Below are 25343 nucleotides of genomic sequence, written 5' to 3' on the forward strand. Positions count from 1 at the left end.
ACGGAACAGGAACAATGAACATTGACGGAACTGTTATTAGCGGAAATACTGCAAGTGGTGACGGTGCCGATCAAGGCGGTGGTGGTATTTACAACCTTAATGGTGGTACACTTGTTATTGCAAACGCTACAATTAGTGATAATACTGCCGATGGTACTCTTGGTAGTGGTGGTGGTATCCTTAACGATGTGGGTTCGCAGCTTAACGTTACCGATACCGAAATATCAGGCAATACAGCGGTAAGAGCCGGTGGTGGTATTGAAGACAATTCGGGTACAAGTACAATCGTACTTACAAATGTTATGCTAACCGGAAATTCGGTTTCAGGACCTCCGGGTAACGGTGGTGGTTTACACATTACAGGTTCGGGTAGCGCTACTATAACCGGTGGTATGGTAAGCGGTAACTATGCAGGACTACAAGGTGGCGGACTATGGAACGGAAGCGGTACCATGACCATTACCGATGTTACTATACAGAACAATGAAGCAGCAGGTAGCGCAGCTACCGATGGCGGAGGCGGTGTGTTTAACGTTAGCGGTATGGTAACCATATCTGGCAGTACCATTACAGGCAACACAGCTACAGGTACAAGCGGTAGCGGTGGGGGTATCTTTAGCTCAAACGGTACTGTGAACATTGATGACACTATGATTACCCTAAACAGTGCTAACCGCGCAGGTGGTGGTATTGAGATTGTTGACGGTACTTTAATGATAAGCGCATCTGCACTTAATGAAAACGATGTTAACGGTACAGCCGGGACTCCTAACCCCGGTAACGGAGGCGCACTACACATTAGCGGAGCTACTATGTTTGATATTAGCGAAAGTACTGTGAGTGCCAATATAGCAGCCCGTGAGGGTGGCGGACTTTGGAACCAAAACGGTAGTACCATGACGGTTACCAATGTAACAATTAGCGATAACATTGCTGCGGGAGTTGCTGCCGATGATGGTGGCGGGGGAATTTTTAACAATGGTGGTACGCTAAGCGTTAGTAACTCTACCATTTCGGGTAACAGTGCTACGGGGCTGCTTGGTCAGGGTGGTGGTATCCATATCAATGCAGGATCGGCTACAGTGGTTAAAACTACTATATCAGGAAACACAGCACTTACTAACGGTGGCGGTATTTATAACAATGCCGAACTTATGATAAACGCCAACACCATCACATTAAACGCAGCTACTATTAGCGGTGGTGGTATTTCAAACAATTCCATGATGTCACCTACTGTTACTAACACCATACTGGCAGGTAACCTTGCTGTTGTGGCAGGAGCCGATGTATATACCGAAGGCGAAATGATAAATTCTATGGGATATAACCTTATAGGTATTGCAGAAGCAGAAGCTTATGTAAGCGCCGAAACTGACATTACGGGATCAATAACTACTCCGCTTGAAGTAGAGCTACTGGCACTAGGAGATAATGGAGGAAGTACTTTTACCCACAAACTGGGGTGCCCAAGTGCAGCTGCCGATATGGGTGACCCTAACGATAACTCTCAGGATCAGGCGGGACAGGATGTATTTAACGGACGTCGTGATATAGGTGCATACGAATCTCAGGAGGCATGTTCTCTTGATACCGAAGATTTTGCAGCGAGTGCTGTAAGGAGTATAGTATACCCTAACCCTTCTAACAACGGAGTATTTAATATTGAACTGGCACAAAACCACGGTGATAATGCCGGTGTAGCAGTATACGATTTAGGAACGGGAAAACTTGTTATGGAAATGAAAGCCGATGCTATGGCAACTGCCCTGAATATGGAGGAGTTGGCATCGGGTACTTATGTGATGCAAATTGTAAGCGACTTTGCAACCGAAACACATAAAATTGTAATAAGGAGGTAATTTAGTGTAATATATCTTTATTGGATTGGCAGAAAAGGGCAGCTCATTAGCTGCCCTTTTCATTTATATGTTTTGACGTTAAGAAAAATCTCTTATTAAGTTCTTAGAGATTCCTCATTCTACTTCTTTACATTCAGAATGATAACTAACAGACGTTCCCTTTTTACTTATACTTCGGTAGTTTCTATTTTTAGCTTCTTTCCTTTTTTTACCACAATATCAGATCCCTCTGCAAGGTAAACCGATACCGGCTTCACATCCTTTAAAAAGGCAAACTGACTGCCGTATACTTTGGTAAAATCAACATCAATTTCATAATCCCTTACCGGATAAATCTGCCAGCGTGGGTGTGCCACCTCATATTCAGATGTTACCGTATCATTCACTTTGGTATAACCCCAAAAATGTTCGGTAATAAATTCCTCCTCACTATCAGGAACAATATCTACAGGCTGCTTATCGGCAGTAACACGTATACTGTTCCATTCGTCTTTTTTCCAGCCATACTCTACCATAAGCGAATCATCGCGTTCTATCCAGTTATGGCGTGTAGGCAGGGTTTCGTAGTTTTCCTTATACAGCATATTCGCTACAAGGGTAAGCGCAGGTCTCGGAACAATCTCCTTAATAAACACCACTCCCCTTTTATAGCCCTCGGTATCCTTATACTTCACATAAAAGCGAAGGTTGATTTCCTCAAAATTAATATGGAAAGGGATTTTAAGCTTCAGTACTTTAGTATCAACAAACATAAAACCAATAAGGCTTACATAGCAGGTGCCGTTCCACAGGTCGAGTTCGGTATTAAACGGCACATAAGGCTCCAGTACTTTTGGATCAACGGCATAGTTAATCATAACCAGTTTGCGCCATTGTGCATTAAGGAATGTTTTTTTCATAGGTTGGTAAGGTTTATTTACTTATAATACAGAGATTCCCTGATTCGCTATCGCTACACCCGGAATGGAATGCCATTTCGACCGAAACGAAGTGGGGTAGAAAAATCTCCAAAAATAATTAAGCCCTAATATAATAAATAAAAAAATCCGCCCAATGGGCGGATTCAGTATTTTAGTATTTAAACGTTCCGTATTCGCTGGTAATGGTAAGCTCTTTCTTATCAGAAGCCTCTACCCTTCCTACTATTTGCGCATCTACATTAAACGATTTTGAAATAGCAATGATATCTTCGGCAATTTCCTGCGGAACATAAAGCTCCATACGGTGACCGCAGTTAAACACCTGGTACATTTCTTTCCAGTCAGTACCGCTTTGCTCCTGTATCAGTTTGAATAACGGAGGTACAGGGAACAGGTTGTCTTTAATCACATGTACATTATCTACAAAGTGAAGCACTTTAGTTTGTGCACCACCACTACAGTGTACCATACCGTGAATATCCTGTGGAGTATATTTGTCTAATATGCTTTTAATGATTGGCGCATACGTACGTGTAGGCGACAGTACAAGCTTACCGGCATCTATAGGGCTGTTTTCAACCGCATCGGTAAGTTTTGTTTTTCCTGAGTAAACCAGTTCTGAAGGAACGGCAGCATCATAGCTTTCAGGGTATTTTTGAGCCAGGTAGTTATCAAACACATCATGACGTGCAGAGGTAAGTCCGTTACTACCCATACCGCCATTGTATTCTTTTTCGTAAGAAGCCTGACCGAAAGAAGCAAGCCCCACAATAACATCACCCGCCTGAATGTTTGCATTATCTACAACATCCTTACGTTTTATACGTGCAGTTACGGTAGAATCTACGATTATAGTACGCACAAGATCGCCCACATCGGCAGTTTCACCACCTGTAGAGTGGATGGTAACACCAAATTTTCCTAACTCCTCAATAAGTTCTTCGGTACCGTTTATGATAGCAGAGATTACCTCACCCGGAACAAGGTTTTTGTTACGGCCTATGGTTGATGACAGCATAATATTATCGGCAGCACCTACACAAAGCAGGTCGTCAATATTCATTATAAGAGCATCCTGAGCGATACCTTTCCATACCGAAATATCTCCCGTTTCTTTCCAGTACATATAAGCCAGTGACGATTTTGTACCGGCACCATCGGCATGCATTATAAGGCAGTAATCCTCATCGTTAGTAAGATAATCGGGTACGATTTTACAGAAAGCTTTTGGGAATAAGCCTTTATCTATGTTTTTAATAGCGTTATGAACATCTTCCTTAGAAGCCGAAACTCCCCTCAGGCTATAGCGTTTGCTGTTATCAGAACTCATGAAATAGGGTTTGTATTACTGTGTGCAAAGATAGTTTTAATGCGGGAATTATTCAATTAAATAATTAGTCAATTGATTTATAAAAGTTTTAATAGGATTTTTTGTTAAATTTACTTGTATAACCTTCCTTATCTGAAATTTATGAATTGGCTTAATGACTTTTATGAAATAACAAATAACTATATCAAGAGTTTACAATTTAAACAAAATAAAACAACAAGTAAATTCGAAAGAGATCAAAAAAAGTATAAAATTTTAATTTATTCATTTGGCCTTGAAGGAAAAATTTATGATAGAAATGAAATATCTATTTTATTAGGTATAACTGTAGAAAGAGTAAGACAAGTACTTAAAAAATGTATAAATGAAATTAATCAAAATATTTATCACCCTACTGACCTTGGTCTTTTTGGTAATACATATGAATCAATAATACAATTTAAGAACAATTTAGAGAAAGAAAAAGTCCTATCGTATTATAAACTTTCTCAAGAGTTTACAGAAATTAAAACGGGTTTTGCTAATTACGAAGCATACATTAACCTTCTTTTTGAAGTCTTAAATTTTAAATTGATAAAAATACACTTACATCATCTGAAAGACAATACTCTATTAATAACCTCTCAAAATTTTGACCATAAAAAATTTATAAACATATGCTATACAGTTTATTTAATAATTGAAAAAAATGTTATCCCTCTAGAAGAAAATGATTTAATAATTAAAGTAAGAAAAAGTATAAAGTCATCTCTATCTAAAGAAGAAATATTTCTAGCTTGTAACGTAATAAACTCAATCAGTAAAAGCAATAACTGTTACTTTATTTCTTTTGAAAAATTATCCACTTTAAGCGATATGGCTTTTCGAATTCTCTTTGAAAAAGGGGACCCCATGAAGGCTACTGAAATATTAAAAGAAATTAATCATAGACTTCTACCCTATAAAAAAAAGAGAGTTGATAGAGCAAGTCTGAATAGCCAAATGAATTCAGACAGTAGATTATCACCTATTGGTAAATCAGGATACTGGAGCTTAAAAGAATGGAATGAAACAAATAAAAGTATATATGAATTAATAACAGAAGGCTTAACTCTATTCAATACACCTTTAACAAAAAAAGAAATAACTAATTATATAGTTAAGGAGCGCCCTAATACTCCCACCAGATCAATTGACACAGTAATTTATGACAAGAGGTTTCTAAAAATAAAGGGAAATAAATTCATATTAGATGAATGGAAGGATATCTACAAAGATGATATAATAATTACACAAAGAAGAAATAAATTAATTAAAACAAATCCTATTTCTGAACAAATAAATGAACAAATAAAAAATCTTTTTATTGAGAGTAATTCTACAGAAATTCTTCTTTCAACTATTGTAAAAACACTCAATAAAAAATTCGATTACCCGAAAGCTTCAATTTATAAAATTATTAGTGAAAATTTAGAATATACAACAACACTTATAGGAAATACAAACACAAGAAAAATTGTAAAATTTAAAGCAAAAAAGAGTATTAAACCAGATAACAAAGCTATTAAACCTATCTCAGTATTTATCTCTTATAGCTGGGAAAATGAAGAACATAAAGCAAAAACTATTTCCTTTATTGATTTTTTGAGAAAAAAAGGATTTGAAGCTGATTTAGACATAAAACTAATGCAAGAAGAAACTTCAATTGACTTTAACAGATTAATGCATTCTGGCATATTAAAGTATGACAAAATCATAGTCATTTTATCTTCAGGTTACAAAAGAAAAGCAGAAAATTTTGAAGGCGGTGTAGGTAAAGAATATAAATATATACTAAGCAACATTGATAATCAACCAAAAAAATATATACTTGCCTCTTTTGAAACAATTAATATTGAGTTAATCAACAAAATAACACCAATCGGATTTAGCGGTAGAGAAATAGTTGATCTTGTCAAAGATGAAAAAAATAATTTCCAGACACTATTTTCCAAGCTAACTAATACTGGAGTATATAAATTTAGTGATGTTGCAAGTAACACTCCCTCAATAGAAACTAATAAAATAGAGCCTTTTACTTTAAAAAAATGAGTCTAATATAAGCATAATAAATACAAATAATTTATGCTAAGAAAAACTGATTCTTTATTTTTTCCATATCAGATAAAAACAAGATTCCTCACTACACTTCGTTACGTATCGGAATGACAACACGCTATGTCATTTCGACCAGAGGGAGAAATCTCAGAGATTGCTTCGTTCCTCGCAATGACAGTAAAAACCATTTAAAATTTAAAATTCATCATTTAAAATAGAGGTTTACTCGTTTTCCACAACCAAAATCTCCACACGGCGGTTAGCGGCGCGTTCTTCTTCGTTGTTTTCCGGTAACGGGTAAATAGGCTGTGAAGTACCAAGCCCTTCAAACGATAGTCGGCTTTTAGGTATACCATACTGTTGCAGGAACATAAATATCGCCTTTGCCCTTTTGGTACTCAAATCGCGCGGGTCGCCTTCCATACAGCAAATATGTCCCTGTAATTTGATTTTAAGTTTCGGGTGCAGTCGCATTACTTCCAGCAGTTCAAAAAGCCTTGGGCGCGACTCCTGTGTAATGGCAAAAGTATTTTCGTAAAAGTTAAGGTTCTTAATCGCCAGATGTTCGCCCGGTTTTGCCGTACCTACCTTTTTCATAAACACAGTATCGAGCACAATCTCATCCATAGTACCATTTGGATTGCGCAGTACGATTTTCTCGGTATATACAATTGGTTTTGGTTCGGGTTCTGGGGCAGGTTCTTCCTTTATACCCAGTATTTCGTTCTCTAAATGCAACTGGTCTTTACGGATGTAAAATATATCTACCCTACGGTTTTTAGACTTATCTGCCTCCTGCTTGTGAAGCTCTCCAAAACTGCGGGTTTTAAAATCGTCACGTATTTTTATATTCCCTTTTATCAGGTTGTACACATAGTCTACCCTGTTTTGTGCCAGTGTATCATTAAACTGGGTACTACCATCTTCATCGGTATAACCGTCTATCGCTACTACTTTAGACTCATTGTTTGCCGACATCCATGCCTTAAAGATTCGCATTTGGTCGGAAGCCGGGTCTATCTCATATTTATTAGAATCAAAATAAAGCGTGTATTGCTTTTGGGCAACAGCCGGTAAAGCAAGCAGTAAAAATATAATGAATAAAACGGGTCTTTTCATCCTTTTGTAATATGGTATTTTTACGAAAATAAGACTTTATTTATTATAAAATATTTAATTCTCAATAATCTCAATTTCCACACGCCTGTTGGCATTGCGTTCGTCTTCATTTTTTTCGGGTAACGGGTAAACCGGATTATTACTTGAAAAACCACGATACTTTAATCTCCCCGCGTCTATCCCATTGTAGAGTAAATATTCGTACACCGCTTTTGCCCTAAAGAATGAAATACGCCCCTCGTCTGTTGGCTGACAGCAAATATGCCCCTGTATCTCTATTTTCAGTTTAGGTCTTTTCTGCATAATAACAAGCAGTTCCCTTAATACCGGTTTTGACTTAGGCACTACAATATCGCTATTATTATAGAAGTAAAGATTAGGCAGTTTTAGCTTATCTCCTACTTTAGAGCGGTCTACTTTCTTGGCCAATTCGGTATCAAGAGGCTCTACGACTTCCTCAACCGTTTCGGGCAGTTCATAGTACACCTCTACCTTACGGTTTTTAGCCTGTTCGCTATCCTGCTCAAACTCCTCTCCAAAACCTTTAATCTCAAAACCTTCTGCTAAGGCTATATTATTTTGTTTTAATCGGCTTACAATTGCATTTGCCCTTCTAAGCGATAAATCCCTGTTGTAGGGCACGCTACCTACTTTATCGGTATAGCCGTAAACTTTAATTATAACTGCATTTTTATTTTGCTGTAACCACGTATCAAATTCATTTACAGATGAACTGTTTGGCTCATCAATATCTAAATCAAAATAAACGGTATGCCTTTGTTGGGCTTGTGTTAAGGTAAAAACTGTAAGTAATAAAAAGGTATAAAGGTGCTTCATTAGGTAAGGATTTATATTAAAAACGCAAACTCTTACTTTTTAGTACAAAAAAAGCCCCGCTATTGCGGGGCTTTAATCTATATAAGCTTGTATTATCTTGTAAATAATAACTCTCTGTATTTAGTAAGTGTCCAAAGCTCATCGTCAACAAGAAGCTCCAGTTTGTCACAGTGCTTTCTTATAACATCAAAAAATGGTTTTACTTTATTACAGTAAGCAGCAGCCTGCTCTTCAGCAGTTTCAAGTGCATTTGCTTTTTTACGCTCTTCAGTCATTTCTTCAACTTTAGAGTTGATGCCTGAAATGTGCTCAGAGATTTCTTTGATAAGGAAAATTTGCTCTTTACCTATTTCCTCAAACTTGCTACCGAATATCTCTTTAAGACCTTTTACGTTCTCAATAAGAATGTTTTGGTAACGGATAGCTGTTGGGATTACGTGGTTACGTGCAATATCTCCAAGTACGCGTCCTTCAATCTGGATTTTCTTAGCATACTCTTCAAGTTCAATTTCATAACGTGCTTCAACCTCAACATGGTTCATTACGTTAAGCTCTTCAAATAATGCAAGTGCCTCTTTAGATACTCTTGCTTTAAGCGCTTCCGGAGTAGTTTTGTTGTTACTTAGTCCGCGTTTTGCAGCTTCCACTTCCCACTCGTCGCTGTAACCGTCACCTTCAAAAAGAATGTTTTTAGTTTCTTTGATGTACTCTCTTAATACGTTAAAGATAGCATCATCTTTCTTCATTTTCTTAGAATCGATAAGCGCGTCAACTTCTTTTTTGAAGTCTTTAAGCTGCTTAGCAACGATTGCGTTAAGAACTGTCATTGAGTTAGCACAGTTAGAATTAGAACCTACTGCTCTAAACTCAAATTTATTACCTGTAAAGGCAAACGGAGAAGTTCTGTTTCTGTCAGTATTATCAAGTAATACATCCGGAATTTTACCTACTACGTTAAGTTTAAGATCTGTTTTCTCTTCAGGAGAAAGTTTACCGTTAGATACACCTTCAAGTTCCTCAAGAACTTTTGTAAGCTGCTGACCAATGAATACAGAGATAATTGCAGGAGGTGCCTCGTTAGCTCCAAGTCTGTGATCGTTTGACGCAGAAGCGATAGAAGCTCTTAGCAATTGCTCGTTTTGGTATACAGCCTTAATAGTATTGATGAAGAAAGTAAGGAACTGTAGGTTGCTCATTGGCGTTTTACCAGGACCTAAAAGGTTTATTCCTGTATCTGTAGCAAGCGACCAGTTGTTGTGCTTACCACTACCGTTAACTCCCTGGAACGGCTTTTCATGGAAAAGTACTTTAAAGTCATGGCGTTCTGCAACTTTCTGCATTACATCCATTAGTAATGAGTTGTGGTCTACAGCAAGGTTAGTTTCCTCAAATATAGGAGCAAGCTCAAACTGGTTTGGAGCTACCTCGTTGTGACGTGTTTTTACCGGTATACCTAAAAGCATACACTCGTTTTCAAGGTCTCTCATATAGTTAAGAACCCTTGTAGGGATAGAACCAAAATAGTGGTCTTCTAACTGCTGCCCTTTAGCAGAAGTATGTCCTAAAAGTGTACGTCCGGTAAGTGTAATATCCGGTCTTGATGCAGCAAGAGCTTTATCAATAAGGAAATATTCCTGCTCCCACCCTAGAGTTGGAGTTACTTTCTTTACGTTTTTATCAAAGTAACGGCACACATCTGTAGCAGCTTCGTCTACGGCGTTAAGTGCACGTAATAATGGTGCTTTGTAATCCAGCGCCTCACCTGTGTAAGATACAAACACAGTTGGGATACATAATGTAGTACCAAAAATGAATGCCGGAGATGTTGGGTCCCATGCAGTATAACCACGAGCCTCAAACGTGTTACGAATACCACCGTTAGGGAAACTTGATGCATCCGGCTCCTGTTGTACAAGCTGAGTACCTGCAAATTTTTCGATTGGGTCACTACCGTCAAAAGATGTTTCAAAGAAAGCATCGTGCTTCTCTGCAGTAGTACCTGTTAATGGCTGAAACCAGTGAGTATAGTGAGTTACACCTTTAGAAAGAGCCCACTCTTTCATACCCATAGCTACATAATCAGCCAGTTTTCTATCAATCTTTGTTCCATACTGTACAGCTCCTTTTACTGCCTGGTATGCTTCAGACGTTAAAAATTGACGCATTGCTTTGTCGTTAAACACATTGCTGCCGAAAATAGCAGACTTACGGTCCAGCTCTTCTACTTTAACCGGCTTTCTGCCCGCGGTTTCTTTTAAGGCCTGAAAACGAATTGTTGACATGAAACTAATTTTTTAAGTTATTAATGATATTAAAATCGATGCAAATATATGAATTTTTGAATTCAAATATTAAGGTACCCCTATTTTTTAGGGGGTATAATTCTTAAATTTTATCAACTACACAAAAATAACCCCTAAAATAAAAATACCAACTTCTAAATTTCGCATTTCCACAACATTTATTTAACTTTATATTGAATTTTTCTCAAAGAATTTCTTACATCCGTTAACTAAATTTTAAAATACTCAAAGTATTGTTAATTGTGTTAAATATTCTCTAAGCAAAACCCTACCTGAAACGAGAATGTGGTAATTTTAGGCTATTCAAGTTTTAATAACCTAAATATATAAAAAAAATGAACAGGAAAATTGTAGTAGGAGTTACAGCAGGTGCCGTAGCCTTAGCAGGAGCAGCTTTATATTTTGCAAAAAGAAGAAATGACAGGAAAAAATTTGAAGCAAACGCCGCAGAAGCTAAAGAACAGTTTAAAGGTAAACTAAACGAACTGCAGCGCAAAGCCGGTAAAGAACTTAAAAGTGCTGCAAACGATGCCAAAGAAGCTGTAAACAGCGCTAAAGAAAGAGCGAATGACTGGGTAAGCAATGCCCAGGCATAGAGTTAAGGAATCCCTTATAATTCATAAACACTCTAAAACCGGTTATAAATAATTTATAACCGGTTTTTAAATCTATTTAATTAATAAGCTAAACCCACATAAAAAGACCGTGTCATGAAAAACAGGAAAAATGCAGGAGATAAGTACAAACCCCTTATTGTAGAACAGTTGATAAAGGATAACGACATTAACCGTCCGTTACCCGAAATTACAGTAATTACCACTTACCCTCCAAGACAGTGCGGTATAGCAACCTATTCTGAAGATCTTATTAAAGCTCTTAACAACCAGTATGTAGATTCTTTTTCCATAAAGATATGTGCACTTGAAAACAAAAATGAAAAGCATACTTACACCAATCCGGATGTAAAATATACATTGGATACCTCCCAACCCGAATCGTACACCAAACTGGCAAAAACCCTTAATGAGGATGCCAATGTAAAAATAGTAATGATACAGCATGAGTTTGGGCTGTTTGCCGAAACCAGCGACACCTTCAACACATTTATAGATGAGCTTGAAAAACCGCTTACTGTTGTATTCCATACGGTATTACCAAATCCTGACGAGGCTTTTAAAGCCAACGTGCAGCATATACTTAACCGTGTGGATTCGCTTATTGTAATGACTAACAACGCTGCTGATATACTGGTGCGCGACTATATAATAGACCGTAACCTAATTACGGTTATCCCACACGGTACTCACCTGGTACCTCACAGGGAGAAAAACGAACTGAAAGAAAAATACGGCTTTAAAGGAAAAACCATACTTTCTACCTTCGGGCTGCTTAGCTCAGGGAAAAGTATAGAAACAACACTTGAAGCACTGCCCGAAGTGGTAGCTCAAAACCCTAATGTGCTTTTCCTTATTATAGGTAAAACCCACCCTACCGTATTTTTACACGAAGGCGAAAGCTACCGCAATAGTCTTATCAAAAAAATAAACGAACTGAACCTGCAGGATAACGTAACCTTTATTAATAAGTATGTTCCGTTAAACGAACTGCTAGAGTACCTGCAAATGACCGATGTGTACCTGTTTACTTCTAAAGACCCTAATCAGGCGGTAAGCGGTACTTTCTCTTATGCTTTAAGTTGCGGATGCGCCATTGTATCTACACCAATTCCACATGCACAGGAGGTGCTTGCCGGAGAAACAGGTATTACGTTTGACTTTGGAGATTCCGATCAGTTAGCCAAAGCGATTAACCGCTTACTGGGAGATGATACTCTTCGCCAAACTATGGTACTTAACGGACTGCATAAAATAATCCATACTGCCTGGGAAAACTCAGCTGAAGATCATGCCCGACTAATACAAAAAACAGTGGGAAACGGAATGAAACTCCAGTACAGGAATCCCCGGGTAAACCTGAATCATATTAAGAATATGACTACTGATTTCGGGATGCTACAGTTTTCCAAACTAAACAAACCCGATCCCGATTCGGGATATACGCTTGATGATAATGCTCGTGCCCTTATAGCCATGTGTCAGTATTACAAACAGTTTAAGGACGACAGTGTAATACCATATATTAATACATACCTTAATTTTATTGAGTATTGCCAAAGCAAGGACGGACGCTTTTTTAATTATGTAGACTTTAATAAAAATATTACCTCCCAAAATAACAATGAGAACCTGGAAGATTGTTCCGGCAGAGCCATGTGGGCTTTAGGCTACCTTATATCGATAGCCAACTTATTACCTGACGAATTAGGAGAACGTGCCGAAGCAGCTTTTCATCGTTCGTTATCGCTTACCAAAAACATTTATTCTACCAGAGCAATGGCTTTTGTAATTAAAGGTTTGTATTACTACAACAGGCGTGTAAAGGACGAAGACACCATTATATACATAAAACTGTTTGCCGACAGGTTGGTACAAATGTACAGGCATGAAAACGAAGAGAACTGGCAATGGTTTGAAAGCTACTTAACCTATGCCAACAGTGTACTCCCCGAAGCGCTGTTGCTTTGCTACACTATTACCGGCGACGAAACGTATCGTGATATAGCACGCGAAGCTTTTGACTTTTTACTGGATGTGATTTTTGACGAACATTCCATTAAAGTAATATCAAACGACGGCTGGCACTTTAAAGGCGAAGCAAAAAACCGCTACGGCGAACAACCTATCGATGTGGCTTATACCATACTTGCACTACGTAAGTTTCACGATATATTTAAAGACGAAAAATACCTATCCAAAATGGAAATGGCCTTTAACTGGTTTTTAGGTAACAACCATTTGCATCAAATTATTTACAACCCGTGTACGGGAGGGTGTTTTGACGGACTTGAACAACATAACGTAAACCTTAATCAGGGAGCAGAATCAAGCATTAGCTACCTCATGGCAAGGCTTACCATTACAAGATACTTTGGCAATCCTAACGAAGTGTATTTCAGAAGGAAACTAAAAAATATTATTACGCGCCATTTAGAGAAATTCTAATTCCGTTTTTTATAAACACTGAAGCAGGCCATTGGCCTGCTTCTTTTTTATATTGTTATGTACACCAAATTATTTTTTTGGCTGTAGGGTTTTAATATTACTTTCGTCAACATTAAACTCTTTAATTACGTTGTTATAATCTGTAAGGTCAATTCTTGCAGAGTTATCGTACCCCGGTATGATAACTACCCTGAAAACCTGATTTTGTAAAAAGTTTGGATCAGTACCTAAATCATAATTTGCTCCCATATAGAAAACAATATCGTTACGGGTAAAATCAAAGTCAAACTCTACATAATCACCATTATCATAGTAAAGTGTTTTAGGAATCATTTCCCATACATCGCTACCGTTAACTACATCTTTTAAACGGTATACCAAAATCATATCTGCAGGATATAAAGCAGGATTTAATTCGTAAAAAGAAGTATAGTAACCTGTATTGGCATCAAATGAGAATGTTGCCTGGTTTACTTCAAATACCTCAGCTTCAAAATAATTATCTGTATTGTTATATACCACATCCGGATCGTCATCAACACACGACGACAATGTAAAGAGGCTCACTACGCTTAAAAGTAAAAATATCTTTTTCATAATGTTAAAAGTTTTATTGTTTATAAAGATATTTCCAAAAACTGAACCAAAAAATATTTTCACAGGAAAATTCATGAAAAAAAAATTAAATACCTTTGTATCAGTATGGAACAAAAACTACGATTATTCAAGGTATTACTGGGCTGCACGCCTAACAGACGTTTAACAGAACAACATGATATTTTTTTTGGAATAGGCACTTCAATCGAGTCCCTTATTCCAGATATGTATACTTTTTGGCCCGATGGCGGAAGGCTTCATGTTGACTCTTGGAGAGAGGTTACACACGTAGGGGAATATGAGATTTCCATTACCAAAAAACAGAATAACAGCAATGCCAAAAAACTGTTTTTTATAAACCTTGGCGGATACAAACCGGGCGATTTTGAAGAGTATCATTACAAAACCCTAATAGTAGCACAAACTATGGGAGAAGCTGTAAAAGCAGTTAAACAAACTACCTTTTACAAACACTGTGGCTTTAAAGGAGCCGAATCGCACGTGGATGACAAATATGCTCTTGATATTGACGATGCTTATAACGTAGCCGATATACTTTTACCCAAGTATAAAGAGCAATACAGTTTTAACATTACAAAAACAGCCCATCCTGTAGAAGATGAGCTGCATATAGGGTATTTGAAGTTAAATGTATAACCTACACTTTCTTCATTGATTTCCTGATTTGTTTGTTGATTGGGATAATCATTTTCACCATAGTACCCCAACCCTGTTCGGCATCTACTTTCATAATGCCGCCAATGCTTACAATGTGGTTTTCCATTGTTTTCTTGCTAGCCTCGTTACGATCGGTACCGGCACCGTTATCTTTAATAGATACCATTAGCCTTGTACCCGAGAACGACATACCAAAAAATACTTTTGATGCCTGCGGATCTTCGGCAATAGCCTCAAGGCTTTCCTTAATTGCAGCAGTTAACTCACGCTGACTCTCCTTCACGATAGTATTTGTAGAAGGCTTATCGGGCATTGAGAACAATACCTCAACAGGACTATCCTTAAAGTAATCGGTTACATATTCCTGAGTATTTGTAATATAGTTAGAAAGCGTAGTAGACCTCGGAGTTAATAACCAAACAAGATCCCTAATATTCTCTTCCAGTTTTTTGGTAGTATCCTGCATGGCTTCTCCACTACTCTTAATAGTAGGCATACCATGAGTTTTCTCTACGATAGATTCACTAAGGTAATTGATTTTAGAAAGTTTAGAGTCAAGATCAGAGTGTATATCCTGAACCATACGAAGGCGCTCCTGCCTTTCGGTTTCATGATTCATTCTTTCCTCTCTCAGTTTCTCTTTAAGCTGTTGTTTTCTTTTCCAAAACCAGCCTATAACTAACAATACTATTATAGAGCATACACCTATAATTATAATACGTGTACGTTTTGTAGCTTCATATTCTGCTCGGCTAATACTATCACCCGAAGAAACACCTTCCTGCTCCCCGCCGTCAGTACCAAGCAGCCTTGACTCGTTTTCATCACGCTGTTTTTTGTACTTTGACTGTAGTGTTTGTAATGCTTGTGCATGTTTTGCGGTTACTAAACTATCTTTTTTCTGTTCGTACAATTTATGATAACGAATAGACTCAGGGTACTGCTTAAGCTTCTCGTAAGCAATTGCCATACCCAGGCATGATGAAATGATAACCTCATTATCTTTAATAGACGAAGCATCAAGGTATGCCTGTTCATAAAGGCGTAACGACTCACTGTAATCGTCATTGAGTGCATGTACCTTCCCTAAGTCACTTAGTGTAGCAGCCACATTTTTTCTGTCGTCAAGTCCGGCAAAATAGCCCAGTGCCTCCTTGTAGTTTAATATTGACTGTACATAATCGGTTTTCTTTCTGTAAGCATTACCCATTTTGCTAAGGGTATGCCCTGCCTCACTGTTTTTACCTCTTGCACGATAAATGGCAAGAGCCCTGCTGTAAGCATCAAGAGCCGGTTCCGGCTTATCCTGAAGCTCATATACTTCGCCAAGCTCCACAAGAACCTCGGCTTCAAGCACCTCATTATTTAATTGCTTTGCTTCCTTAATAGCATAGGTGTAGTACTGAACCGAAAGACCATAGTCTTCCTCACCGGCATACAGTTCTCCAAGTTCTTTTGATGCTTTTATAATAGCGTTTCCGTCCTTAAGTGTCTTTGCATGGCTTAAGGATAGTAAGTAGTTCTTTGTAGCCAGTTTGGGTTGATCGGCTTTATGATAAGCTTCTCCTAAACCTGCATATGCTTTAATAAGCGTTACTTTATCTTCAGATTCTGCTGCTAAAGAAACACTTTGTTTCAGAGACTCAACCGCCTCCACATATTGGTTTTGGGAATTTTGTTTCATTCCCTGATTTAGGAAATAGTCGGCATTCTCTTCCTGTGCGTGGCATAGGAGTCCGAACAATAGCACTAAAATCGGTAGGGTTTTCTTCATTAAAATTTTTGATTGGGCTTAGCAAAAATAGAAAATATCTTAGTGCAATATAAACAAAATGTTAATTTATAACGTATTCTTAAAATACTTTTATTTTGAAGGCAAATCATTTTTTTAAGAAATTTCTCCCAGATAATTATATTCAGGTAGAATTATTCCTACATTTATTTTACGGATTCCCGTAAAAACACTTACTATTCAACGATTTCCAATTTACAGGAAAATCAACTTATTTTTTTTTGTAGAATTATTCGTAAGAATAAAATCAAAATATTTGATTAGCTTAAATTGCAAATCCTCAAAAAACAGAATGATTTTAAATTAGGAAATAACAAATGCGATTGCTTATAAAATCTAAATACATGTTGAGATATTTGAAGTATTCACAGACAAAAAAGTAACAACACTATAGCAGTTATTAAGCTGTTACAATAATTCCATAGCCTATTAAGCTATTAATAGGTCATAAATCAAAATATCAATGCTGCGGGGAGACATTGTTAGATGCAACAAATTAAACTATGAAAACCAGTTACCCCAAAAAGGCGGTGGATTATTTAATTCACCTAATATTATCACAAAAATTAAAAATCCGAATATTGAAATAATTATATAAAGCAAAGAAAGGACTATCAACCTTTTCTTTTTGCTTCTATCATGATTTAAAGCATCCCCTATTTGGATAACATTAACAAATTTATTGTATCTAATAAAATTAATTAATAAGATGGGGATCAAAACAAACAATCCGTTCCATTTACTTTCAAAAATAGAAATCTTATAAATTTCCTGTATTGAAATTAAAATTACAATTATGTTACAGGAAACACACAATGATGTTAAAACCTGTGCCGAAAATTCGTTCAAATCTTTCTCATATCTATTATAGATTTTATAACAAGTATAGTAGACTATATCTATAAAATATACTTTCTTATCCATTTATTGCTTCTTGAATATTTGGTGCTATACTACAAATAATTATCGCTTTGATAAATTCGAATTTATAAACTATACAATCTACTTTTTTCTTATCATTATGAAAATCTCCATATTCAATATATCCCATTTTATACTGAGATTCTTTAAAAAAAGAAATTTCAAATTATCTCTTTCAATTCCAAGTTTTATATTTTTTTCTTCTAAATCAAATTCTTGATAATTTTTACTATCATGAAGATTACTCCGCTATTACAGCTAAACATTATAAATGCACATAAATATACTTTTAAAACCATACATACCTATTGGATTGTTGATTAAAATAATTTCAACATAACAAAAAAGCCTCCCTTATCGGGAGGCTTTTATCTAATTCATACTATCAATTATAAACTTATATACATCTTCGGTAAGTTGCTTAAATATCATCTTTATACAACTATTTAAGTATGATTATTCTTCTCCAACATTTAAGAATACTATACCAATAATTAGAAATAGAAAACATATATAAAACGCTACTACTTTCTTATTGTGCTTACGTATAATCTTATTCAATTTTTCATCTTTAGCCTCTTCAATAGTAAGAAATGGCTGAGAATAAAAAGTACTCCCATGAAATCCGCCTAAATATTCTTTTTTTTGAGATAGATTATTTAATTTTTCTCTATCAATAAAAATAAGAATGATTAATACCAAAGCCAAAAAAGCGAATATTGCAATCGATATTACACCCAATTGAAAATAAATATCCATGTTGTATTATAAAAATTATCTAACCCTATATTTAAATACCTTCATATAGCACATCTCCTTTTTCTGTGAAATCAATATGATAAGTAAACTCCCTTATTACATAAATACTTGTACGCTTATAAATAGCGGCTTTCTGATCCAACAAAAACTCTTTAGCCGTTTCTGTATTAGCAAAGTCCCTATCAAAATCAAATATCAAAGGATATAGTTTCCCGTTTACAGAAACATATCTATTAGTGTGATCAATCCATGTTTTTAAACTGCTTTCCGATGAAATTTTACTTAAATAAATTCTAAAGTCAGATGTATTTAATCTTTTTAATACAAAATAAATATTTTCTTCTTCATCCAATAATTTAGATTTGAGAACAAACTCAACTTTTCCAGGTAAAACATAAACTATACCTTTTGAATAGTCCCTTGCAGTAATAGTATCTTTTGATGCAGAGCAGCCTACAATAAATATTAATAATAAATAAATACTATATTTCATTACCTATAACTAATTGCCTTAAAAAGTTAGAAAAACATATTTCCAACACTCCAGCTACATTTAAACAAAAATGTACGTAAATATGCTTTTAAAACCATATACTTCTATTGGATTGTTGATTAAAATAATTTCAACATATCAAAAAAAACCTCCCTTATCGGGAGACTTTTATCTAATTCATACTATTGATTATAAATTATCAAACTGACTAAAACCAAGAACCTGTTTCTATTACCACAAGCCTAATCCAGTATATTATCTTCCAACCCTTAGTACAATATAACCGTTTTCATCTATTAAAGATTCCACATAACGATTTTCTTTTTGGGAGGAAAAGTAAAAACTATTTTTTGCAGTTATTTTTGATATAATATCTCTATACTTTTTCTCATTACTACTTGATGCGGCTTCATTATATAGACTATTTATTAAAAAGTACGGGTTATTGGCATTTTCAAGCTTATCACCTGTGTATTTTTTATACAGAGAGTTTTCTTTAAGATAGTTACTAATATTGCGTTTATCAATTTTTAGCACAAACATATCCTGAGCGCCACCATCGGTTAAAAAATCTCTGTAAGCAGTACAAAACAACAACTCTTTAGTGTAACTCTCGTCTATTTTAAGTTCTTGCTCCAAAAGATAGTAATCACATTCGTTTTCACTATTACAACAAAACAAACCTATGAAACATAAAGTAATTAAGACAGTTGTAATGGCTGTTTTTGTTTTTTTAATGCTATTTATCAAAACTTCGACGTGTCTTTTAATTTACATATACTAATGTAAAGGTCATCTCATCAAATCTCCCGGAATAATAATCAAAAACTCTATTTAAAATTAATTGTCCTGATGAAATATCTCCTCTAAAACGAGGTATATCTAATAAAGCATCAAACTCAGGGTTGTCCTTTTGCGAACACTCTACTCTTTGATAAGGAGTAGAATCATTATCGCAAAACATAAAATTATTTAATTTGAATGATAAAAAATTATCTTTTGTATCCTCATTAAATTCTATATCAGCAACAAAATGAATATTATTTTCATTACCATAATATTTACCTCCCGTAACCGAATCTTTTTCAAAAACTAACCGAATGTAATCAACTTGCCCTTTGTTTCCGTTTGATGCATGTTCAAATTTATAAATACGTTTAGTATGTGTATTAAAAGCCTGACCTGTACACATTAAAGACAACAAAAAGTAAAGTAAGAGTTTCAATATAATTTATTATTCGTAGGTTATTATAATTTCTGTGTTATAAACACCATCATAATACTTTTTCACTTTTACAGGATATCCATATTCATCAAACTCATATATATAATTGTAATGGTACTCATAATCATAATAATTATCAGGACCGTTTTCATAGATATATGATACTGGATAACTTGTTAATACAAGATAATCCATGTTAAAACTTTCAGCCCTTAAAATATTATTATTAAAACCGCCATATAAGTTGTTTCTCCCTAAATAACCACCTTTTACTTCCTTATTATAATTGTAGTTATAATTTACTATACTGGTTACACCATAGTCGCTTATCGTACTAACCGTAATAATATTATCACCCTGATTGTTATATTGTGCATCATACCTCTCATTATTATCATTATCGGTTTCATCTTTTATACTATAAATCTTTCCGTTTTCATTTGCAAAAAATGTAGTAACATAAACAAACGTATCATATGATCTGGTACAGGTTATGGTATTATCATCGTTATATGTATAATACTTAGTTTGTGAAAAACCATAAGTTTCCTCTCCATCCTGTATATATCCTGTTAACCTTCCCTGTTCATCATATTGATACTCGGTAGTATTATCAATAGTACCATCGGCCTTAAGGGCTTCAATATTGGTAAGATAACCACTACTGTTATAAGTGTAAGTTCCTGTTACCATAATATTGTCATTCTCATCATAAGTAACATCAAAAACAGGCTTATCATCTTCATATTGTGTAACTATACGCTTAACTTGAGTATAATCATGATAAATGATTTCAACCTGTGTCATTACCTTATCTACAGGTTCTGATGGTTGTTCAGGCAGTTCCGGGTTTGGATTTTCATTTACGGGGTCTGTACTATCGTCTGATGAGCATGACATTAAAACAATAAAAAATGAAAGGGCTAATAATCGTAGTTTCATTAGGTAAGGTTAAAAGGTTAGAACTACTAAATAAACAAATAATTTTAACATAACAAAAAAGCCTCCCTTATCGGGAGGCTTCTCTTTAAATATTTTAATCTTAAATTTTTAAATCTAAGTGATAATTACATATTCCTGCGGTACTGACCACCTACCTCAAACAGGGCAGCAGTAATTTGTCCCAGCGAACAAACCTTGGCAGCTTCCATAAGGCATTCAAATATGTTTTGGTTTTGTATGGCGGCTTCCTGTACAATGGCAAGCTGTTCCTTAACCTTTTGCGCATTACCCTCGTGTAGGTTTTCAAGAGTCTTGATTTGGAACTGTTTCTCCTCCTCTGTTGCACGTATAACCTCAGCAGGAACAACAGTAGGCGAACCTTTAGAGCTCAGGAAGGTATTCACCCCAATAATAGGAAACTCTCCTGTATGTTTAAGCGTTTCATAGTAAAGGCTTTCTTCCTGAATTTTAGAACGCTGGTACATGGTTTCCATAGCACCAAGCACACCACCCCTTTCGGTAATACGGTCAAACTCAGTAAGTACCGCTTCCTCCACAAGGTCGGTAAGCTCTTCAATAATAAACGATCCCTGTATAGGGTTTTCGTTTTTAGCCAGTCCAAGCTCTTTATTGATAATAAGCTGAATTGCCATTGCACGGCGCACACTTTCTTCGGTAGGCGTTGTAATAGCCTCGTCATAAGCATTTGTATGCAGTGAGTTACAGTTATCGTAAATAGCATACAGCGCCTGTAGCGTTGTACGGATATCGTTAAAGTCGATTTCCTGCGCGTGCAGTGAACGACCCGATGTCTGAATGTGATACTTAAGCATTTGCGCACGCTCGTTTGCACCATATTTATTTTTAAGTGCCTTAGCCCAAATTCTTCTTGCAACACGGCCAATAACAGCATACTCAGGATCAATACCGTTAGAGAAGAAGAACGACAGGTTAGGACCAAAATCGTTAATATTCATACCACGGCTCAGGTAGTACTCCACATACGTGAATCCGTTAGCAAGAGTAAACGCTAACTGAGTAATTGGGTTAGCACCAGCCTCGGCAATGTGGTATCCTGAAATAGAAACCGAATAGAAGTTCCTTACGTTTTTCTGAATAAAGTACTCCTGTACGTCACCCATTAAACGAAGAGCAAATTCGGTAGAGAAGATACAGGTATTTTGCGCCTGATCTTCCTTAAGGATATCGGCCTGTACCGTACCACGCACTTGCGACAGGGTACGTACTTTAATATCGTTATACACATCGGCAGGAAGTACCTGGTCTCCGGTTACACCCAGAAGCATCAATCCAAGTCCGTCGTTACCTTCCGGTAGTTTACCGTTGTAACGTGGTCTATCCACACCTTTCTCTTTGTATATCTTGTTTATCTTATCGTCAACCTCTTTTTCAAGTCCGTTTTCCTTAATATAAAGCTCACACTGTTGGTCGATAGCCGCATTCATAAAGAAACCTAACAGCATTGGTGCCGGACCGTTAATGGTCATACTTACCGATGTCATTGGGTGGGCAAGGTTAAAGCCCGAATACAGTTTCTTAGCATCGTCAAGACAGCAGATAGACACACCCGCGTTACCAATTTTACCGTAAATATCCGGACGGTGATCAGGGTCATTACCATAAAGGGTAACACTGTCAAACGCTGTAGATAAACGTTTTGCAGGCATACCAAGACTCACATAGTGAAAACGTCTGTTGGTACGTTCCGGTCCGCCCTCTCCGGCAAACATACGGGTTGGGTCTTCGCCTTCCCTCTTAAACGGATACAGTCCCGAAGTATACGGGAATTCTCCCGGTACATTTTCCTGAAGGCACCATCTTAAAATATCACCCCAAGCCTGGTATTTAGGCAGGGCAACCTTTGGTATCTGCGAATGCGAAAGTGACTCGGTATGTGTTTGTATTTTTATTTCCTTATCTCTTACCTTAAAGGTATAAACAGGATTTTTGTATTTGTTTACTTTTTCGTCCCATGTAAGTATAACCTCCCAGTTGTATGGGTCAAGGTTCATTTTTACACGGTCAAACTCTTTTACAAGTAAGTCAAGAAATTGTTTTTTCTCGGCATCATTTGTGTCTACAGAAGTTTCTTCAATACCTGCCTTGTTTATCTCAGGAGTTTTACCGCTAACGGTTTCAATGGTTTTGAAAATACCGTATAGCTTTTGAGCTACATCCTGCTGTGTAGCTGCTGTTTCATCATAACCACGGTTGTTTTCTGCAATCTCGCTAAGATAACGTGTTCTGTTTGGCGGAATTACAAAAATCTTCTCGCTCATTTCGCGGGTAATCTCAAAGGTCGATTGTAGTTCAGATTCTGTTTTCTCCACAATCTTATCCATAATTGACTTATAAAGTGTATTCATACCCGGGTCGTTAAACTGCGACGCAATAGTACCATACACCGGAAGATCGTCTGGGTTAGCATCCCACAGGTTGTGGTTACGCTGGTATTGCTTTTTCACATCACGAAGCGCATCAAGCGAACCGCGTTTGTCAAACTTGTTAATCGCAACAAGATCGGCAAAGTCAAGCATATCAATTTTTTCCAGCTGAGTAGCAGCACCAAATTCAGGTGTCATTACATAGAGCGAAACATCAGAGTGGTCTAATATCTCAGTATCACTTTGCCCGATACCCGATGTTTCAAGAATAATTAAATCATATTTTGCAGCCTTAAGTACCTGTATAGCCTCTGCCACATATTTAGAAAGGGCGAGGTTAGACTGGCGTGTAGCAAGCGAACGCATATAAACCCTTGGGTTATTAATGGCATTCATCCTGATACGGTCTCCCAGTAATGCACCACCTGTTTTACGCTTAGACGGGTCTACCGATATAAGTCCGATGGTTTTTTCAGGGAAATCAATAAGGAAACGGCGTACCAGCTCATCTACTAACGATGATTTACCGGCACCACCCGTACCTGTAATACCCAGTACAGGGATTTTAGACGTTTCATTTTTCTTATGTATAACATCAAGTGTTTCTTTTGCCACTTCAGGGAAGTTCTCTGCCGATGATATTACCCTTGCAATAGCAGTTGGGTTTTTCTCTTCCAGCGTATTTACTTCTCCGTTTAGCTTATCGCCTACAGGAAAATCAGCTCTTTGTACTAAATCGTTAATCATACCCTGTAATCCAAGCTCACGTCCGTCGTCCGGAGAGTAGATTCGGGTAATACCATATTCATGCAGCTCTTTTATCTCTTCCGGAAGGATAACTCCTCCTCCGCCACCAAATATTTTAATGTGTCCTGCCCCTTTTTCATTAAGCAGGTCGTACATGTATTTAAAATATTCATTATGACCTCCCTGGTAAGAAGTCATGGCAATAGCATTGGCATCTTCCTGTATGGCAGTGTTTACCACTTCTTCCACACTACGGTCATGCCCCAGGTGAATTACCTCAACACCCGTTGCCTGTATAATACGGCGCATGATGTTTATAGCTGCATCGTGCCCGTCAAACAGGGATGCGGCTGTTACTATTCTAACTTTATGTTTAGGAATATAAGGCTGTACTTGCTCCATCTTTATAATAATCTCAATTTTGAGTCCGCAATTTACGGATTTATTGAAGATTTCAAAACAAACTAAGCCCAGAAAAAACGTTATAGTAATTTTTAAAGAACTACCTTACAATATGATACAAATTACCCTTATTCATGAATAAAACCCTTGTAAGGAAAGAAGCCGCTTTAACCTTAGTAGGATACCAGTTTCTGCCCTTTGCTCCTATTATAAACAAACCGTGGTCGTCGCCCGATACCGTAAACTTACTGCTGCGGGGTTGCCTGTGGAATATAGGTACTCCAAACCACTTTTTCAGTTTATTGGCAAGAAGCGGAACATCGTTAGTAACAAATCCTATTTCACTAATGGAAATATAGGACTGCGAAGTAAAGTCTTTATCAGATGTTTCTTTATTAGGATAACGGGTTATAAACTCCAGTATGTTACCGTTATTGTCATAAAGGTAAAACGACTGAGCCTCCCAGTTCTTAAAATCGGCAATATCATTTTCAGTATCCACGGGAATAAGTTCGGTTTTAGACTTCATAATAGAATACGCCTGATCAAATCGGTTATTAGGGATATCTATGGCAAAATGATAAACAGGGTTTAAATCATCCGTATGCCTGAATATAAGTTTAGTGTACCCTATGGAAAAGGTTAAAGAAAACCTATCAGACAAATCTGCCTTTAGTCCTAATACTTCTTTATAAAAACTCTCGGTCGCTGCTAAATTGTTACTAAGCAGTTCAAGCTCGATAATTTGCATTCCCTTAAATTTTACAAAAATACCTATGCAAGGTACGGATAATAAACAGCCTGAAAGAAATTAAATAGTTAAATAGTGACTAAAAAAGTTAAAATATAAAACAGTCAAAAAGCAGGCTTTAA

The 25343-nt window shown here is 36.5% G+C and carries 20 protein-coding genes; 5 read left to right on the top strand and 15 right to left on the bottom strand.

Annotation, left to right across the window (positions count from 1 at the left end; all coding sequences use genetic code 11):
• A partial coding sequence (locus Q763_RS15865; RefSeq protein WP_035136021.1) for a T9SS type A sorting domain-containing protein occupies nucleotides 1-1862 on the top strand: 1862 nt, incomplete at its 5' end.
• Nucleotides 1863-2029: 167 nt separating this feature from the next.
• Here the strand turns inward: Q763_RS15865 and Q763_RS15870 are convergent.
• Both Q763_RS15870 and Q763_RS15875 read right to left on the bottom strand, forming a co-directional pair.
• Nucleotides 2030-2761 (bottom strand): YqjF family protein, encoded by a 732-nt coding sequence (locus Q763_RS15870; RefSeq protein WP_035136022.1) that lies wholly within the window; start codon nucleotides 2759-2761, stop codon nucleotides 2030-2032.
• 172 nt (nucleotides 2762-2933) lie between these two features.
• Nucleotides 2934-4112, bottom strand: a complete 1179-nt coding sequence (locus Q763_RS15875; RefSeq protein WP_035136023.1) for an AIR synthase related protein — start codon at nucleotides 4110-4112, stop codon at nucleotides 2934-2936.
• A 141-nt stretch (nucleotides 4113-4253) separates the two neighbouring features.
• Between Q763_RS15875 and Q763_RS17595 the strand changes: the two genes are divergently transcribed.
• The gene (locus tag Q763_RS17595) at nucleotides 4254-6182 is read left to right on the top strand and encodes a TIR domain-containing protein (RefSeq protein WP_052123478.1); all 1929 of its coding nucleotides are present in this window, start codon (nucleotides 4254-4256) and stop codon (nucleotides 6180-6182) included.
• Between the two features lie 228 nt (nucleotides 6183-6410).
• On the opposite strand, the gene Q763_RS15885 is transcribed toward Q763_RS17595, so the two are convergent.
• From Q763_RS15885 to Q763_RS15895, 3 genes are all read right to left on the bottom strand, one after another.
• Nucleotides 6411-7307 (bottom strand): OmpA family protein, encoded by an 897-nt coding sequence (locus Q763_RS15885; RefSeq protein ID WP_035136024.1) that lies wholly within the window; start codon nucleotides 7305-7307, stop codon nucleotides 6411-6413.
• Between the two features lie 54 nt (nucleotides 7308-7361).
• Entirely contained in the window at nucleotides 7362-8144 is a 783-nt protein-coding gene (locus Q763_RS17600) for an OmpA family protein (protein ID WP_052123479.1), read from the bottom strand.
• A 92-nt stretch (nucleotides 8145-8236) separates the two neighbouring features.
• The gene (locus tag Q763_RS15895; RefSeq protein WP_035136025.1) at nucleotides 8237-10426 is read right to left on the bottom strand and encodes a glutamine synthetase III family protein; all 2190 of its coding nucleotides are present in this window, start codon (nucleotides 10424-10426) and stop codon (nucleotides 8237-8239) included.
• A 356-nt stretch (nucleotides 10427-10782) separates the two neighbouring features.
• On the opposite strand from Q763_RS15895, the gene Q763_RS15900 reads away from it, so the two are divergent.
• Together Q763_RS15900 and Q763_RS15905 are read left to right on the top strand one after the other, a co-directional pair.
• On the top strand, nucleotides 10783-11043 hold the full coding sequence (locus tag Q763_RS15900; protein ID WP_035136026.1) for a hypothetical protein: 261 nt from the start codon (nucleotides 10783-10785) through the stop codon (nucleotides 11041-11043).
• 114 nt (nucleotides 11044-11157) lie between these two features.
• Nucleotides 11158-13509 (top strand): glycosyltransferase, encoded by a 2352-nt coding sequence (locus Q763_RS15905; protein WP_035136027.1) that lies wholly within the window; start codon nucleotides 11158-11160, stop codon nucleotides 13507-13509.
• 69 nt (nucleotides 13510-13578) lie between these two features.
• Here the strand turns inward: Q763_RS15905 and Q763_RS15910 are convergent, their stop codons facing one another.
• The gene (locus Q763_RS15910) at nucleotides 13579-14106 is read right to left on the bottom strand and encodes a hypothetical protein (RefSeq protein ID WP_157499484.1); all 528 of its coding nucleotides are present in this window, start codon (nucleotides 14104-14106) and stop codon (nucleotides 13579-13581) included.
• A gap of 105 nt (nucleotides 14107-14211) precedes the next feature.
• On the opposite strand from Q763_RS15910, the gene Q763_RS15915 reads away from it, so the two are divergent.
• A complete protein-coding gene (locus Q763_RS15915; RefSeq protein ID WP_035136028.1) occupies nucleotides 14212-14763 on the top strand; it encodes a DUF1543 domain-containing protein in 552 nt (183 codons plus the stop codon).
• 1 nt (nucleotide 14764) lies between these two features.
• Here the strand turns inward: Q763_RS15915 and Q763_RS15920 are convergent, their stop codons facing one another.
• The 9 genes from Q763_RS15920 to Q763_RS15960 all read right to left on the bottom strand — a co-directional run bounded on the left by Q763_RS15920 (nucleotide 14765) and on the right by Q763_RS15960 (nucleotide 25221).
• Entirely contained in the window at nucleotides 14765-16558 is a 1794-nt protein-coding gene (locus Q763_RS15920; protein ID WP_035136029.1) for a tetratricopeptide repeat-containing sensor histidine kinase, read from the bottom strand.
• Between the two features lie 519 nt (nucleotides 16559-17077).
• Nucleotides 17078-17500, bottom strand: a complete 423-nt coding sequence (locus Q763_RS17975; RefSeq protein ID WP_035136030.1) for a hypothetical protein — start codon at nucleotides 17498-17500, stop codon at nucleotides 17078-17080.
• A gap of 453 nt (nucleotides 17501-17953) precedes the next feature.
• Complete coding sequence (locus Q763_RS15930) at nucleotides 17954-18256, bottom strand: hypothetical protein (protein WP_035136031.1); 303 nt, start codon at nucleotides 18254-18256, stop codon at nucleotides 17954-17956.
• A gap of 31 nt (nucleotides 18257-18287) precedes the next feature.
• Nucleotides 18288-18749: a hypothetical protein gene (locus Q763_RS15935; RefSeq protein ID WP_035136032.1), complete on the bottom strand. Its 462-nt coding sequence runs from the start codon at nucleotides 18747-18749 to the stop codon at nucleotides 18288-18290.
• Nucleotides 18750-19004: 255 nt separating this feature from the next.
• Complete coding sequence (locus Q763_RS15940) at nucleotides 19005-19499, bottom strand: hypothetical protein (RefSeq protein WP_157499486.1); 495 nt, start codon at nucleotides 19497-19499, stop codon at nucleotides 19005-19007.
• Nucleotides 19500-19515: 16 nt separating this feature from the next.
• Nucleotides 19516-19974: a hypothetical protein gene (locus Q763_RS15945; protein WP_157499488.1), complete on the bottom strand. Its 459-nt coding sequence runs from the start codon at nucleotides 19972-19974 to the stop codon at nucleotides 19516-19518.
• A 9-nt stretch (nucleotides 19975-19983) separates the two neighbouring features.
• Nucleotides 19984-20916, bottom strand: coding sequence for a hypothetical protein (locus tag Q763_RS15950; RefSeq protein ID WP_035136035.1), 933 nt, complete (start codon nucleotides 20914-20916; stop codon nucleotides 19984-19986).
• A gap of 125 nt (nucleotides 20917-21041) precedes the next feature.
• The gene (locus tag Q763_RS15955; RefSeq protein ID WP_035136036.1) at nucleotides 21042-24470 is read right to left on the bottom strand and encodes a methylmalonyl-CoA mutase family protein; all 3429 of its coding nucleotides are present in this window, start codon (nucleotides 24468-24470) and stop codon (nucleotides 21042-21044) included.
• Nucleotides 24471-24570: 100 nt separating this feature from the next.
• The gene (locus tag Q763_RS15960; RefSeq protein WP_052123481.1) at nucleotides 24571-25221 is read right to left on the bottom strand and encodes a hypothetical protein; all 651 of its coding nucleotides are present in this window, start codon (nucleotides 25219-25221) and stop codon (nucleotides 24571-24573) included.
• Between the last annotated feature and the right edge of the window lie 122 nt (nucleotides 25222-25343).

This window comes from Flavobacterium beibuense F44-8, from assembly GCF_000769915.1.
Taxonomy (GTDB): Bacteria; Bacteroidota; Bacteroidia; order Flavobacteriales; family Flavobacteriaceae; genus Flavobacterium; species Flavobacterium beibuense.

Coding starts and splice junctions, on each gene's coding strand:
- Q763_RS15915 (WP_035136028.1), top strand. CDS start 14,212: ATGGAACAAAAACTACGATTATTCAAGGTATTACTGGGCTGCACGCCT.
- Q763_RS15905 (WP_035136027.1), top strand. CDS start 11,158: ATGAAAAACAGGAAAAATGCAGGAGATAAGTACAAACCCCTTATTGTA.
- Q763_RS17595 (WP_052123478.1), top strand. CDS start 4,254: ATGAATTGGCTTAATGACTTTTATGAAATAACAAATAACTATATCAAG.
- Q763_RS15910 (WP_157499484.1), bottom strand. CDS start 14,106: ATGAAAAAGATATTTTTACTTTTAAGCGTAGTGAGCCTCTTTACATTG.
- Q763_RS17600 (WP_052123479.1), bottom strand. CDS start 8,144: ATGAAGCACCTTTATACCTTTTTATTACTTACAGTTTTTACCTTAACA.
- Q763_RS15920 (WP_035136029.1), bottom strand. CDS start 16,558: ATGAAGAAAACCCTACCGATTTTAGTGCTATTGTTCGGACTCCTATGC.
- Q763_RS15955 (WP_035136036.1), bottom strand. CDS start 24,470: ATGGAGCAAGTACAGCCTTATATTCCTAAACATAAAGTTAGAATAGTA.
- Q763_RS15950 (WP_035136035.1), bottom strand. CDS start 20,916: ATGAAACTACGATTATTAGCCCTTTCATTTTTTATTGTTTTAATGTCA.
- Q763_RS15935 (WP_035136032.1), bottom strand. CDS start 18,749: ATGAAATATAGTATTTATTTATTATTAATATTTATTGTAGGCTGCTCT.
- Q763_RS15960 (WP_052123481.1), bottom strand. CDS start 25,221: ATGCAAATTATCGAGCTTGAACTGCTTAGTAACAATTTAGCAGCGACC.
- Q763_RS15895 (WP_035136025.1), bottom strand. CDS start 10,426: ATGTCAACAATTCGTTTTCAGGCCTTAAAAGAAACCGCGGGCAGAAAG.
- Q763_RS15870 (WP_035136022.1), bottom strand. CDS start 2,761: ATGAAAAAAACATTCCTTAATGCACAATGGCGCAAACTGGTTATGATT.
- Q763_RS15885 (WP_035136024.1), bottom strand. CDS start 7,307: ATGAAAAGACCCGTTTTATTCATTATATTTTTACTGCTTGCTTTACCG.
- Q763_RS15900 (WP_035136026.1), top strand. CDS start 10,783: ATGAACAGGAAAATTGTAGTAGGAGTTACAGCAGGTGCCGTAGCCTTA.
- Q763_RS17975 (WP_035136030.1), bottom strand. CDS start 17,500: ATGGATAAGAAAGTATATTTTATAGATATAGTCTACTATACTTGTTAT.
- Q763_RS15875 (WP_035136023.1), bottom strand. CDS start 4,112: ATGAGTTCTGATAACAGCAAACGCTATAGCCTGAGGGGAGTTTCGGCT.
- Q763_RS15930 (WP_035136031.1), bottom strand. CDS start 18,256: ATGGATATTTATTTTCAATTGGGTGTAATATCGATTGCAATATTCGCT.